The following is a 12,082-nucleotide window of genomic DNA, read 5'->3' as shown; positions in this document are numbered from 1 at the left end:
CAGCAGTAGCGCGGCGATTTCATGCGGACTTAGCATCTCGGCCTCCTTTGTCGCGGTTGGAAAAACGAACTACGACTGCTTCCCCGAGCTCGATTCCACAGTGGACGGTGGCGACGGCAGTGGGTCATCGGTGCGAGGAACTGGGAGCGTGCACCGAACGGCCACAATAGACTTCTTTATCGCCGGCATCAAGTCAGATATATGCGGCAACGCCGCAAAGTGAAGCAGCGCCAGAGCCTGTCACCGCCGACGGTGGATTGGTACGCCCCGCGTTCGCGCGAGCGGTGGATCCAGGTCTGGAGGCCCTTTGAGGGCCCGCTGTCGTCGCGCGCGCAGGGCTACGCGCTCGGGGTGCTCAACAACCTCTACCGCTTCCTTGCCGACCGGAACTACCTGATGGGCGATTCCTGGCACGGCATCCACGTGCCGCGCAAGGCCCGGCCGGCACTGGACGTGGGGCGCAGCCTGACCGAGGACCAATGGACGTTCGAGCTGGCCCAGCTCGATGCACTGCCGCCCATCTCGGCCCACCAGCGCCTGCAGGTCGCCTTGCCGCTGCGGCACGCCACCCGCCTGCGCTTGTCGGAAGTGGTCGCTGCCGCCACCGGCCATCTGGAGTGGGTCAACCTGCCCGGTGCTGGCCACCGCGCCGGCACCAAGAAGCGGATCGAGGGCCGGTGTCTGGAAGTGGTGGGCAAGGGCAACAAGCTGCGCCGCGTGCCGGTGCCGCCGGGGGCGATCGCGCGGCTGGGGGCGTATCTGGTGGCGCGCGGCCATCCGGCCGACCGGGGAGCCAACCGGGTCCCGGGTGGCGTCACGCTGCTCGGCCACACCACCGACCTGGGCGAGCGGGCGCCGTGGGCCGGTGCGCACACCGCCGCCAACCCCGTCGGTTCCGCAGCCGAGATCAGCGCCGTCACGCTCGCCAAGCAGATCAAGAGGTTCCTGATGACTGTGCCGGCACGCTGCGTCTCGCCGATCCGCGCCGCGCGGATCGGCTGGAGGCCGCCAGCACGCACTGGCTGCGGCATACACACATTTCGCATGCGCTGGCGGCCGGCGTGCCGATCGAGGTGATGCAGCAGAATGCCGGCCATGGCTCGCTGGCGACKACCAGCCGCTACGTGACGACCGAGGACGCGCGGCGCATGGAAGCGATGCAGGCCGTGTGGGATGCCGGCAATGATGATTGATTGTGCGGCCCAAATCGTTGCACCTTTCCGACTACCAAAACGCTATACCTATGTCTCTTGAGATTGAGCGCGCCGCAGCCACGGTGTGGATCCGTGTGCAGATGGCCAGGCACGGCCTGACCTTGACCGACCTGCAGGCGGCCGGCTGCTTCGCCGAGAAGGCACCGCCGCCGGTTCCCGAGCCGGCGCGCACCTACCGCAACGCCGAAGGGCAAAAATGGGACGGGCAGGGCGAGATGCCAGCCTGGTTGCAGCGGGCGGTCAACGCGGGGCAGTCGCCCGAATTCTTCCGGGTCTAGTTGTGCCGTGCTCCAATCTCCGGCTAAAGGGCGATGGATGACCTATCACGCGAAGAACTCGCGCTTCGCGCCGCCAATCGCCGCATTGACGGGGCGCAAAGAAGAATCACCAAAATGAACGGCAACGTACAGCGCCTTCGTGCAAACGGAACCGTAAACTCCGACGCAGACGAGCTGCCATCTGAGTCCGGTGCTCGGCCACATCCCGGCGACGATCGCGGTCGTACGGCTGGGCGACTGAGCCCTTCCGCCTTTCGCCACCATGCATCCGCGAGACGTCTGTCGTCAAGCTTGCAGGTGCCTCCCAGCCTCGCGAAGCGTCAACGCGGAAAGGCTGTAGCGATGGGCGGCGAGGAATGCTGACACTGCATCCGGATTCCAGTTCGCGTAGTCGCGCAGGGCCCAGCCGATCGCCTTACGGATGAAGAAGTCGGTCTCCGGCGCCAACGTTCGCGCGTAGCGGAAGAGCCGCGCCTCGTCCGTCTCTAGCCGCCAGCCCAGTTGGTGGAGCATCGCGACGCGCCGCACCCACGGCGAGTCATGCCCGAGCCAAGCATCAGCGCAGGCCTGCGCGTCGGCATCGGTTTTTCGCTCGCGCGCGATCACGGTGCCGATCGTAACGGCGAGGCTGTCGACTGTGTCCCACCATGGCTCGGACTGGGCGAGCGCGAGGATCGGCGCGATCCGCATGGCATCGAACCGGGCAGCGCATTTGCGCAGCAGATCCGCGGCTGCATAGCGGTACTCGCGCTCGGGTTCGCGCCACAGCAGTTGCGCGACGGCCACCCATTCACGGTCGCGCCACGGCACCTTCGGCAGGGCGCGCAGCGCTCGCCGGCGGGCCGGCGTGGGAATGCCGAGAAACGGAAACTGATCGCGCATGTAGGCGCGCATTTGGGCAGCGGCGGCCGGATCGGCCAGCGGCTGCAGCGCGCGGCGGATGTGCCCGACGTAGGTCTCGGGAGTGATGTCAGTGGGGGGAGTTGGCCGTTCTGCCGTCATGCCTGTTGGCTCCGATGCTTGTGCATAGCACGAATGGTATGAACATCCGTCGCGGTATGGGGGTGAACAGCTACGACGACGTTGTGAACACTGCCTCCGTCAGGCAGATGTCGGCCATCAGCGTTCGCTCTACTTTGTCAGCGCGAAGCGGTCACTCGCCGTATATCATCAAGGCTTCGCACGAAAGTACCCGCCAAGGGGCTCTGTCGCGATAAGGACGCGGCGACGAGCGAAGTGGGGGCGTTGGGATTCGCTCAGGCGGCTAAGGCATAGAATTGGTCAGCGGCCGACGGATTGCTCCCTTCGTGGCACTGCATCTGGCCCTTGGCGATCATATGCATGAGCTCGATGCCGCCCAGCAAGGTGCGCGCGCAGCGAAAGTCCTTGAAGCCAAGCATTGGTCGAGTCTGGCGCTTGATGGCCCGATGGTCCCGCTCGACGATGTTGTTCAGATATTTGACCTGTCGAATGGCGATGGGAGCTTCCTGCTCGGCGTTGATGTCGCGCAAGGCCGCCAGGTTGACCGGGCTGCCGTCGATGGTCACTGAATCGTGCTGGCCGTTGTGCGCGATGGCCTTCTCGAAAAAGCGCCGCGCCGCGGCCTTGTCTCGCTGGGTGCGCAGCAGGAAGTCGATGGTATGGCCGGCCTTATCCACCGCTCGGTACAGGTATTTCCACTGGCCGCGCACCAGGATGTAGGGTTCATCCATGCGCCAGCTTTTGCCCGCCGGGCGCTTTCGAGAGCGAAAGATCTTGCTCAACGCCGGCAGCAACTTCAGTGCCCAGCGGTGMACGGTCGAATGGTACACACTGAGACGCCACGCTCGGCCATCATCTCTTCGAGATGTCGCAGGCTCAGCGGATAGGCCACGTACCAGCGCACGCAGGTCAGCATCACCTCCAGCGGGTTATGCAAACGCTTCAAGACCTTCGCMACTTCCGGGTTCATGACTGCCACCAACGCTTGCTGAGTCCGACACCAGCATATTCTATCGAAGGCTTACTGCGACAGAACCTCCGTGACGACCGGCGAGCTGTGCGGTGGTACGCAACCTCAGACCTCCATAGTCAGTGTCCTCGCGAATCGCCTCTGCTCTCAGGCCCGCAGCGTCGAACGAGATGCCGTCGTCCGCAGCTAGCGCGCACACTTCGGCGAAGGTCGCTAACAGGTGGTCGGCTTCGGACTCGCCGAAGCCAAGGAAGTCGACGTCACGAGTTGGTCGATGCGGATCCTCGAACCAGCTTGTCATGAGCATCGCGCCTTTTAGCACAAAGCGGTCGCGGTGTACGGAGATGCCCAGTCGGAACAAGAGGCGCTCTATCGCATAGCGAGTGAGAAGCAAATCGAACTGCTGGCCTCGCTGGCGCGCGAGAGTCAGAAGTCGGGCGCGAACTGACGCACCAATGTCGCGAAGCGGCTTTTGCTCAGGCATGGGAAACCATTGCTGTTAAGTACGGTTCTAGAATCTTCCAGACACCGGCATCTGCTGCATGCTGGGCAATTTCTGCCGGAGTCGCTTTTTTCTGCATCAGGGCTTCGCGGAGCCCTTCTAGCGCGGTATTTAAGCCGACTTTCTTCCGGTACCGGAACAGGTCAGCAATCGTCCTRGCAACGCTAAAGACCGGAACCGATACGTTGTCGATCGCATGCCGCTCCGTGTCCGGGTCATCACGGGGGGCAGGAGATCGGATGAATCGGACCGGAGGATAGTCGAAGCTTGGCTTCCAGTCCTTCTGGCCAATAGCCATCCAAACCTTGGCTGGGATCTGGTCAGTTAGCTCATGGAAAGCCAACGCCGAAGTGAGGCAGATGACTCCGCTGGGCACAAGTTTTGACGCCAGCGCCAGGGTATGCTGTAGGCCCAGAGGAGCATCCGCGAGTTGGTAAACGCCCCGGGCCAGGCGAACTGCAACACCGTCGCGCTCAAGGCGGGCGATCGTCGTCGCTGTAACGCCGATCTCGCGCATCTCGCTTGCTCGCACCAGCCCTCTGGCTCGAAGTTGAGCTACTGCGCGCTCTCGCTGAGAGGATGAGGACGTTGACATTTTGATACAAAACCTCGGATGGTTTCCAATATTATCCGAGGTTTTGTATCATGGCAAGCTAGCCGTCATCCTCCGGTCTCCGACAGCGCACGTGCTTTGCAAGGCGCTTCTAACCTTCGGATACACCGCTATTCGCCAGACGGCTGGTTCTGGAACGGCTGCCCATTGGCCGCCCCCGTCTCCAGTAGCGCTCGCGCCTCACACGCCCTACGCAAGTCGGGATACCTCACCGAGATCGTTTCCAGGATGCGCAGGCGCAGAGCCTTCCGCGCCTCCCTTCTGGTTGTGTTGCAGCCATCATGGCACTTCGATGCCAACTGGCGGCTTGCGCCGCAGTCTCGGGACGGGAAAGTCCCTCCATTCGATCACCCCTGCCAGCGAACGATAGGGTCTTGCGTCTGTTCCGGGAAAACACCTTGAGCAGGCGCCCTCGCGAATGCATTGACATAACGCCCGTACCCCGAAATTTGGCTGGTTGCTGGGAGGTTATGTTGAATGGGGGAGGGGCGGACGTCTGTCGGCGCCGCCGGCACCTCAGTCGGCCGTCGACGCGCAGGCGCTCGACACGGCAGCAAAGTCGAAATGCGCGGCGGCATATATGGCATTGCACGCCCAGACTTCTTCGCCGTCCTTGTAAAAGGAGACCGCGCCAAAACGGGGGCGAACGACCGGACCACCGCCGAGAGGCCAATGAGGCACCTACAATGCGCGCATGGCTTCCGATCCTGGGGCGGCGACCTCCATCCTTCAACTTCGAATTGCTCTGCGCGGCCTAAGCCCGCCGGTTTGGCGACGCGTCCTCGTTCCCGAGCATTTGACGTTCCCACAATTGCACAATGTCATCCAGGTAGTCATGGGCTACCTAGACAACAACCGGCAGTTCATCGTGAACTACGGTGATCGCTATCGGCATGGGGATCCCATTGCATCAGGCTTCGTCGAATCTGCGGTCAATCAGGTGGTCAGCAAGCGGTTCGTCAAGCGGCAGCAGATGGCCTGGCGGCCTCGGCACGCGCACAACCTGCTGCAAATCCGGACGGCCGTGCTCAATGACCAACTCCKGTCTTACGTTGAACGATGGTATCCCTCCATCGCCGGCGAAGGAAACCATCGCCTTGCCGCTTAGTCAGCCCCCGGTTTGGCGCGGACTCCTTCCGACGCCGCTCTGCAGGCCACGCTCGCCGCCGACGTGGCCGCACTGCGTGCGCAGTTCCCCGAGACCCGCGCGCTCTACCGCGAGGTCTGCGCCCTGTTGTTCTTCCGCTATGGCATCACCCCCACCGCCAACAAGCTCTACGGCCTGGTGCACAAGGGCAGCATGGGCACGCCCACCGAGGTGCTGGCGCAGTTCTGGGCGGACCTGCGCGGCAAGATGCGCGTGACCATCGACCACCCCGGGCTGCCGGAGGCGCTCAAGGCGATCGCCGCCAATGCCGTGCAATCGATCTGGCAGGCCGCCAACGCGGCCGCCACCGGCGAACTGGCCGCCTTGCGGGCCGAAGCGCGGCTGCAGGCGAGCGAGGCGGAGGCGCAACGCGACCAGGCGCGCGCGGCGGTGGTGGTGCCCGAGGGCGGGGATTTGTCCACCGCGCGAGGGAACAAGCCTGTGGACAAGCCGCGCGGGGGCCGAGTGCCGGCGGCGTCAGCGGAGTTGACTAAAATTTAAGCAGCGAGCGCAGCCATGTCCTCCCGCCGCCACCGATTCTCGCCACAGCCATCCCCCATCAACCCTGACGTCCAACGCTGTCAGGCGACGGCAAGACGCCAGATCCGGCGCTGCCCCAAATCTATTCACCTACACCATGTCGATCGAAATCGAGCGCGCGCAAGCGATTACCTGGATCCGCATCCAGTTGGCCCAGCATGGGCTGAGCCTGGCTGACTTGCAGGCCGCCGGCTGCTTTGCCGAGCCGCCGCCGACCCCAACGCCAGGAGCGGCGCGCTACCGCAATGCGCACGGGCAGGGCTGGGACGGCCGCGGCGCCATGCCGGACTGGCTGCAGCGGGCGATCCACGCCGGGCAGACGATGGAACATTTCCGGGTAACCGCGACGCAGCCATAGCTGATCACTGTCGCAGCGCCGGAGTCCCGGCCGGCCGATCGTATGTTGAATTTCCTTCGACGTGAAGGTGTGCAACCTAGTCAACCGGTGACCTTCCTGTCGGACGGCGGGGATACCGTACGGTTTGCCCAGCTCGGCTTTGGTGACCGCGGTGAGTACGTTCTCGATTGGTTCCACATCGCCATGTGGGCAGGGGAAGTCCCTTCCATTCGATCACCCCGATGACGGCCTCCAACTCTGCGCTCGATCGGGTCAGCACGTATTGCCGCTACTTAACGTGCAGGATCACGAGTCCCTCTGAGATCGTTGGGGCACTTGCGCCGTTGCCTGCAGCGTTCTGTGCGATCCAATCCTTAGCCTTTTGGCTGCTTTCATCAACCCCAGTCTTGTCATTGCAAACGGTAACTGAGAAGCCAAATTCACCATCCTCGCTTCGGGCCAGTGTGTAGCTGACAAAGCCTTGGACCGAACGCATCAGCGATTCGATCTCAGGAGTGCGCCTCTCCAACAAATCGAAGAGTTCCTTAGCGCCTGCTCCCGAATATGCTCTTATTGCAGTGTGCATGATATATCACTCACTTTGATGCCCTGGAGTTGGCGCGAATACGGTGCTGGGTGGAACCCTTAGTCAATAGTCAATGCGGCCAAGAGGTTGTTCTACGCCCCGATTCATGTTGGCCAGTAGATGCCAGAAGGCTACTTTACATAGGAGCTGATTTGCATTCGGCCCCCCATCAGGAACAACTTTGGCGGCGAATAGAAAAAATGCCAATGATTTCCGGAGAATTTCCGTCTGTCCGCCAGCGGGCGAGGGAATTGAGGGCTATGAGTGACCTCCTGGTTCCTCCGGTCATCTGTACGAAGGTGTGCCGGTTCGTTCCGTCCTACCGCCAAATCTGGCCATCGACGAGAGCGGTGATGGATCCCTGGGCAGCGTGTCGTTTATTGAGCGCTTACGATGCTTCTGTTCCCATCGGATTGGTTGTGGCACTGGTGCTGTGGGGCGCCCCTCATCACACTGATTCGGGTAAGGTCGAACATCCTGTTGTCTCCTAGTGAACGCTTGTCGAGTACGATGCCCGGCGGCCGATTCCCGGGATAGCGCTGGCAGCGTTTGTCGACGGATGATCGGCGACCAAGTGCTGTACGGCCTCGGGATTACCCCGAGGAGGGCGTGCGTCAGGTCGAGGCGCTCGAGCGGCAGTTGCTGGAGCTGCGTACCCAGTTCTCGACGGAGCTGGAACGCACCCGCGAGCAGGTCGCCGTCGCGCAGGAGCGCGCCAGCGCCACCGAGCGCCGCGCGCTGCGCGAGATCGACCAGGAGCGCACGCTGCGCCAGAAGGCCGAGCAGGCGGCGGTGCAGGTGCGGGCGCAGGACGCCGCCGTGGCCAGTGCTGAGGCACGGGCAAGGCAGCACGCCGAGCGCGACACGCTCCGCCTGCAACTGGCACAGGCGCAACAGGCGCTGGCGGATGGGCAGGCGGCGCAGGATGCGCTGCGGGCGGAACTGGAGATGGCAGTCCGGCGCGCCGAGCGGGCCGATGCGGAAGCGGCCGCGACGCGCCGCCTGGCGCCGGCCCGGCGTCGGGCGCCGGCGGCGCGCACCAAGTTCAAGCCGGGGCCGGCCTGAGGGGGGGCGCCAGCGGTGTCGGATGGGATTTATCCACCGCGCAAGGAGACAAGCCTGTGGACAAGCCGCGCGGGGACGGCGGCCAAACTGGGCGCGGCCTTCCTTACGAGGAAATGTGGCGTTCCCGACTGCCGCCGTGCTCCCCCAAGGAGCCCTGGGATATACCCAGCGCCCGCCACGTCAGCGCTCCATCGCGACAGACTCGCTTCGCCCTCTAGCATGTGCTGCAAGATATACATAATGAGTGGCGAAACCGTACAGATGCGGCCCAAACTCCACAAATTGGCGACCTTGACTATAATCGACTATAGTTTGGTCTAATCGAACATATTCTAGGGACCGCGCGGATGGAAGTCTTCAAACGAGAGGCACTAGCAACAGAGTTGGCCACCAAAATTCTGACGGTCTCACCAACTTCCGCGTCCAGTTCCGGCCTTTTTCTGGCGGCGCCAAGACGAACCGGCAAGTCGACCTTCTTAAGGGAGGATCTGCGGCCGGCGTTGGAGAACCTCGGTGCCCTTGTAGTCTATGCCGATCTGTGGGAAGACCGCCGAGCTGACCCAGGAGAGGTCATTGTCGGGGCCGTGCGGGCCGAGCTCGCGAGCCATGAAGGCGTCATTAAGCGACTCGCTCGCTCTGCCGGAATGGAGAAAGTCGCGGTTGGCGGGATGTCGTTCTCCCTTGATCGGGTTGGCCTTGGCGAAGGGATTTCCCTGTCGGCGGCACTTGCCGCCCTATCCGATGAAGCGGGCAAGCCCATTGTGCTGGTAATCGACGAAGCGCAGCAAGCGATTGTCAGTGAGAAGGGGAACGACGCCCTGTTCGCGTTAAAGGCCGCGCGGGATGAACTGAATAGCAGCAGACATAAGGGTCTGCGAATCGTCGCGACGGGCTCCAATCGTGACAAGCTGGCCATGCTTCGCAATAGCCGAGACCAGGCGTTCTACGGAGCTCCCCTCGTCAACTTCCCGGCGCTGGACATGGCCTATGTCCAATGGTTCTGTGATCGACTTGACTTGGGAGCCAAACTCGACCCGGCAGAGGTGTTCGAGCTGTTCAAGCGAGCCGCTTTCCGCCCGGAACTGTTGGGTGCCGCGGCTGATGCGCTTCGGTTTGAATTCGGACTTCCGGCAGGAGACATCCCCGCGAGATTTGCGGCCGCGGTTGAAGAGCAGATCGCGGTCAGCAACACCGAACAGATGCGTGTGGTTCACAGTCTGACGCCGCTTCAATCCACAGTTCTTCGAGTCATGGCCGTTCGGGGGAGCAATTACGCGCCGTTCGAGGCAGCCACCATGGAGGCGTATGACGCCGTCTTGAAGGCGATTGACCCGGGCGCCGACGCGAGAGTCGATGTTTCGAATGCCCAGCAGGCGCTTTCTGCGCTCCAGGACAAAGCGCTTGTATGGCGGGCAGCGCGCGGCGTCTACGCGCTCGAKGAGACCGGATTGGCGAGTCTGATGCAGCAGGCGGGAATGCTGACGCCAGTGCCGGCGGCATAGGGGGCATGCCGGGATAAAGCCGGAAATGACACATAAGGCTGGAAGTAATAAAGAACGCGACTTTTATGTGCGCGACGGGTCGGCCGCTCGAGCGCTCGCTCTAGCGCAGCGAGCCGCGTTGCMCCGCTTCGTCCGCGTCTCATATTCGGGTGATTCCGAATCCCGGCCGACCCTCAATCCGATGTGGCCTCCGGTCTACGGAGGTTTTCGAGCCGTCTTACTTTTCGGTAATTTCTGGCCGCTGCGCGGGGTAGCGCGCCACCTATCGAACATTGGAGACAAAGATGAGTACTCAGCGCGAAGTTGAATTCCTGAGCCAGGGCATCAAGGTCCGCGGCGATCTTGTGTTGCCGGAAGGCGAGGGCCCGTTCCCTCTGCTGGTCATGGGCGGTGGCTGGTGCTACGTCAAGGAGATCGTGAAGAAGGGCGTGGCGGTGCTGCCCAACGTCTCGCACATGAGCCTGTACTCCAAGCAGAACGACTTGACAATCGCTGGCACCCTGGCGGCGGAGTTCGCAGCCGATCAACTTGGCGGTTCATCGAACAAGAAACCGGGCGCCAACGCCTGACGGGGAGTATATGACCGCACTTTCCTTTCCTGAAGATGGCGTTGTGGTGGAGAACCCCGAGGAAAAAATGCTCTTCTCCAAGATCAACTGGCACATCCTGCCCTTGCTGTTGGTTGCCTACTGCTTTGCCTTCATCGACCGGGTGAACATCGGCTTCGCTCAGCTTCAGATGAAGCATGAGTTGCATTTCAGCGATCAGGTCTTCGCCCTCGGCGCGGGCATGTTCTTCGTCGGCTATCTGCTGTTCGAGGTGCCGAGCAACCTGCTCCTGGAGAAGATCGGCGCGCGCAAGACCATCCTGCGCTTCATGGTGCTTTGGGGTRCCTGCGCCACTGGCATGGCCTGGGTCACAACACCCTGGCAGTTCTACATGCTGCGCTTCCTGCTCGGCGCCTTCGAGGCGGGCTTCTTCCCCGGCGTCGTCCTCTACTTTACCTACTGGTACCCGCCGGCCCGGCGCGGCCGGGCCATCGCAATGTTCATGACCTCTGCGGTCATCTCCGGCATCCTCATCGGCCCGATCAATGGTGCGCTGATAAAGTTCGGCAACGACTTTCTTGGCTACCAGGGCTGGCAATGGATGTTCATCGTCAATGGTGTGCCCTGCCTGCTGATCGGCTTTCTCTGCTACACCTGCCTGAGTAACAGCCCGGCTGAGGCCAAATGGCTCACCCTCGAGCAGAAGAGGCTGCTGGCCGATCGACTCGCTAGGGATGGTCGGACCGGGGGAGGCAGTCGCCACGGCGCTCTCGGAGCCCTGCTGCGCGATCCCAAGGTCTATGTGCTCTCGTTCATCTGTTTCCTGTACCTCGGCGCGGTCTACGTGCTGGTGTTTTGGGTACCGACGTTGATCCAAAGCTGGGGCGTGAAAGACGTCTTACACATCGGCATGCTGCAAGCCATCCCGAACGTCGTCGGCGCCGTCKGCATGATGCTCATGAGCCGCAGCTCCGACCGATACAACGAACGGCGCTGGCACTTCGTGGCCGGCGTGGCGTTGATCGCGACCGGCCTGCTCGGCATCGCTTGCCTGAACGGCGGCGTGGCCGTGTCGATCGCACTGCTCTCGCTCGCGACCATCGGCACGGCTTCCACAACGCCGATTTTCTTCTCCTTCGTCAGCGAGTACCTGCCGAAGGAACAGGCGGCCAGCGGCCTCGCGCTGGTGAGTTCGCTCGCCAACATCGCGCCGATGGTGACGCCCTCCATCAGCACCTGGCTGCGGACCTCGACGGGCAGCAACACGTCCAGCCTGCTCATGGTGGTCGCGCTCTATGCCGCCGCGGCCATCGTCATGATCTTCGCCGCCCGGAGGCCGAGGCTTCAATATCAAGTTCAAGGAGTATCCGCGCTATGACACAAGCAGCGGAAATTAGCGCCAACATGGCCATCGATTGGGACGTGCCGATCGAGATGGACGATGGCATCGTGCTGCGGGCCGACGTCTACAGGCCCATCGCGCCGGGCGAGTACCCGGTCATCATGACCTACGGCCCCTACGGCAAGGGCCTGTCCTTCCAGGAGGGCTACAAGACGCCCTGGGACCTGATGGCCGCACGGTATCCCGATGCGCTGGAGGCCTCGTCGAACCTCTACCAGGCGTGGGAGGTCGACCGAGAAGCCGAGCGACAAGCAGGGCGAACAGCAAGATGAAAAGCAGGGCGCGCCGACGGCCGCCTCGAACCCGGATGACGGCAGCGACAGCAGTGACAGCGAACAATGAGCGGGCGGAGGCGATTCGCTGGATCCAGGATCAGATGGCGGACTATGGGCTGACC

16 protein-coding genes and 2 pseudogenes are annotated in these 12,082 nt (G+C 62.7%); 13 read left to right on the top strand and 5 right to left on the bottom strand.

The features are described from left to right. The 4 genes from AC1DS3_RS27380 to AC1DS3_RS27365 form a co-directional block, all read left to right on the top strand. Nucleotides 1-223: hypothetical protein (locus tag AC1DS3_RS27380; RefSeq protein ID WP_477128341.1), on the top strand; the 223-nt coding region annotated here is incomplete at its 5' end. Beyond that, on the top strand, nucleotides 220-1,077 hold the full coding sequence (locus tag AC1DS3_RS27375) for a hypothetical protein (protein WP_477128342.1): 858 nt from the start codon (nucleotides 220-222) through the stop codon (nucleotides 1,075-1,077). The genes AC1DS3_RS27380 and AC1DS3_RS27375, both read left to right, overlap by 4 nt. Beyond that, nucleotides 999-1,193, top strand: a complete 195-nt coding sequence (locus tag AC1DS3_RS27370) for a tyrosine-type recombinase/integrase (protein WP_276268252.1) — start codon at nucleotides 999-1,001, stop codon at nucleotides 1,191-1,193. The genes AC1DS3_RS27375 and AC1DS3_RS27370 overlap by 79 nt, the downstream gene beginning before the upstream one ends. Before the next feature lie 50 nt (nucleotides 1,194-1,243). Further along, nucleotides 1,244-1,492, top strand: coding sequence for an H-NS histone family protein (locus tag AC1DS3_RS27365; RefSeq protein WP_441639643.1), 249 nt, complete (start codon nucleotides 1,244-1,246; stop codon nucleotides 1,490-1,492). Between the two features lie 285 nt (nucleotides 1,493-1,777). On the opposite strand, the gene AC1DS3_RS27360 is transcribed toward AC1DS3_RS27365, so the two are convergent. The 4 genes from AC1DS3_RS27360 to AC1DS3_RS27345 all read right to left on the bottom strand — a co-directional run bounded on the left by AC1DS3_RS27360 (nucleotide 1,778) and on the right by AC1DS3_RS27345 (nucleotide 4,540). Continuing rightward, nucleotides 1,778-2,494, bottom strand: coding sequence for a DNA alkylation repair protein (locus AC1DS3_RS27360; RefSeq protein WP_441639644.1), 717 nt, complete (start codon nucleotides 2,492-2,494; stop codon nucleotides 1,778-1,780). Between the two features lie 254 nt (nucleotides 2,495-2,748). After that, nucleotides 2,749-3,443, bottom strand: a protein-coding gene (locus tag AC1DS3_RS27355) for an IS6 family transposase (RefSeq protein ID WP_441639645.1) whose coding sequence is annotated in 2 segments (ribosomal slippage) — nucleotides 2,749-3,306 and nucleotides 3,309-3,443 — 693 coding nt in all. Because the reading frame shifts where the segments join, the coding sequence is not laid out codon by codon here. 40 nt (nucleotides 3,444-3,483) lie between these two features. Continuing rightward, entirely contained in the window at nucleotides 3,484-3,927 is a 444-nt protein-coding gene (locus AC1DS3_RS27350; RefSeq protein WP_441639646.1) for a nucleotidyl transferase AbiEii/AbiGii toxin family protein, read from the bottom strand. Beyond that, nucleotides 3,920-4,540, bottom strand: a complete 621-nt coding sequence (locus AC1DS3_RS27345; protein WP_441639647.1) for a type IV toxin-antitoxin system AbiEi family antitoxin domain-containing protein — start codon at nucleotides 4,538-4,540, stop codon at nucleotides 3,920-3,922. The genes AC1DS3_RS27350 and AC1DS3_RS27345 overlap by 8 nt, the downstream gene beginning before the upstream one ends. A gap of 712 nt (nucleotides 4,541-5,252) precedes the next feature. Here AC1DS3_RS27345 and AC1DS3_RS27340 point away from each other — a divergent pair. The 4 genes and pseudogenes from AC1DS3_RS27340 to AC1DS3_RS27325 form a co-directional block, all read left to right on the top strand. Then, entirely contained in the window at nucleotides 5,253-5,666 is a 414-nt protein-coding gene (locus AC1DS3_RS27340) for an IS1096 element passenger TnpR family protein (protein WP_477128340.1), read from the top strand. 12 nt (nucleotides 5,667-5,678) lie between these two features. Next, nucleotides 5,679-6,092: pseudogene (locus tag AC1DS3_RS27335) on the top strand (DNA-binding protein); the annotation flags it as partial. A gap of 250 nt (nucleotides 6,093-6,342) precedes the next feature. Next, a complete protein-coding gene (locus AC1DS3_RS27330) occupies nucleotides 6,343-6,603 on the top strand; it encodes an H-NS histone family protein (protein WP_441639649.1) in 261 nt (86 codons plus the stop codon). Nucleotides 6,604-6,624: 21 nt separating this feature from the next. Next, a pseudogene (locus AC1DS3_RS27325) lies at nucleotides 6,625-6,789 on the top strand (ISKra4-like element ISBte1 family transposase); the annotation flags it as partial. A gap of 82 nt (nucleotides 6,790-6,871) precedes the next feature. Here AC1DS3_RS27325 and AC1DS3_RS27320 read toward each other — a convergent pair. Then, entirely contained in the window at nucleotides 6,872-7,168 is a 297-nt protein-coding gene (locus AC1DS3_RS27320; RefSeq protein ID WP_441639650.1) for a hypothetical protein, read from the bottom strand. 609 nt (nucleotides 7,169-7,777) lie between these two features. Here AC1DS3_RS27320 and AC1DS3_RS27315 point away from each other — a divergent pair. From AC1DS3_RS27315 to AC1DS3_RS27295, 5 genes are all read left to right on the top strand, one after another. Then, entirely contained in the window at nucleotides 7,778-8,233 is a 456-nt protein-coding gene (locus AC1DS3_RS27315; RefSeq protein WP_477109488.1) for a hypothetical protein, read from the top strand. Between the two features lie 347 nt (nucleotides 8,234-8,580). Continuing rightward, nucleotides 8,581-9,735 (top strand): ATP-binding protein, encoded by a 1,155-nt coding sequence (locus AC1DS3_RS27310; RefSeq protein WP_477128339.1) that lies wholly within the window; start codon nucleotides 8,581-8,583, stop codon nucleotides 9,733-9,735. A gap of 284 nt (nucleotides 9,736-10,019) precedes the next feature. Further along, nucleotides 10,020-10,304: a hypothetical protein gene (locus AC1DS3_RS27305; RefSeq protein ID WP_441639653.1), complete on the top strand. Its 285-nt coding sequence runs from the start codon at nucleotides 10,020-10,022 to the stop codon at nucleotides 10,302-10,304. A 10-nt stretch (nucleotides 10,305-10,314) separates the two neighbouring features. Next, on the top strand, nucleotides 10,315-11,661 hold the full coding sequence (locus AC1DS3_RS27300; protein WP_477128338.1) for an MFS transporter: 1,347 nt from the start codon (nucleotides 10,315-10,317) through the stop codon (nucleotides 11,659-11,661). After that, entirely contained in the window at nucleotides 11,658-11,957 is a 300-nt protein-coding gene (locus tag AC1DS3_RS27295) for a CocE/NonD family hydrolase (protein ID WP_441639655.1), read from the top strand. The genes AC1DS3_RS27300 and AC1DS3_RS27295 overlap by 4 nt, the downstream gene beginning before the upstream one ends. Nucleotides 11,958-12,082 lie beyond the last annotated feature (125 nt).

The sequence above is a fragment of the Cupriavidus sp. 01L46 genome (assembly GCF_056399905.1).
The sequence above is the reverse complement of the archived record's forward strand: the minus strand, read 5'-3'. Positions and strand labels throughout refer to the sequence as shown.

What these genes read in the sequence shown, in the direction of transcription:
- AC1DS3_RS27365 (WP_441639643.1), top strand. Translation starts at nt 1,244, where the DNA reads ATGTCTCTTGAGATTGAGCGCGCCGCAGCCACGGTGTGGATCCGTGTG.
- AC1DS3_RS27360 (WP_441639644.1), bottom strand. Translation starts at nt 2,494, where the DNA reads ATGACGGCAGAACGGCCAACTCCCCCCACTGACATCACTCCCGAGACC.
- AC1DS3_RS27350 (WP_441639646.1), bottom strand. Translation starts at nt 3,927, where the DNA reads ATGCCTGAGCAAAAGCCGCTTCGCGACATTGGTGCGTCAGTTCGCGCC.
- AC1DS3_RS27330 (WP_441639649.1), top strand. Translation starts at nt 6,343, where the DNA reads ATGTCGATCGAAATCGAGCGCGCGCAAGCGATTACCTGGATCCGCATC.
- AC1DS3_RS27320 (WP_441639650.1), bottom strand. Translation starts at nt 7,168, where the DNA reads ATGCACACTGCAATAAGAGCATATTCGGGAGCAGGCGCTAAGGAACTC.
- AC1DS3_RS27305 (WP_441639653.1), top strand. Translation starts at nt 10,020, where the DNA reads ATGAGTACTCAGCGCGAAGTTGAATTCCTGAGCCAGGGCATCAAGGTC.
- AC1DS3_RS27295 (WP_441639655.1), top strand. Translation starts at nt 11,658, where the DNA reads ATGACACAAGCAGCGGAAATTAGCGCCAACATGGCCATCGATTGGGAC.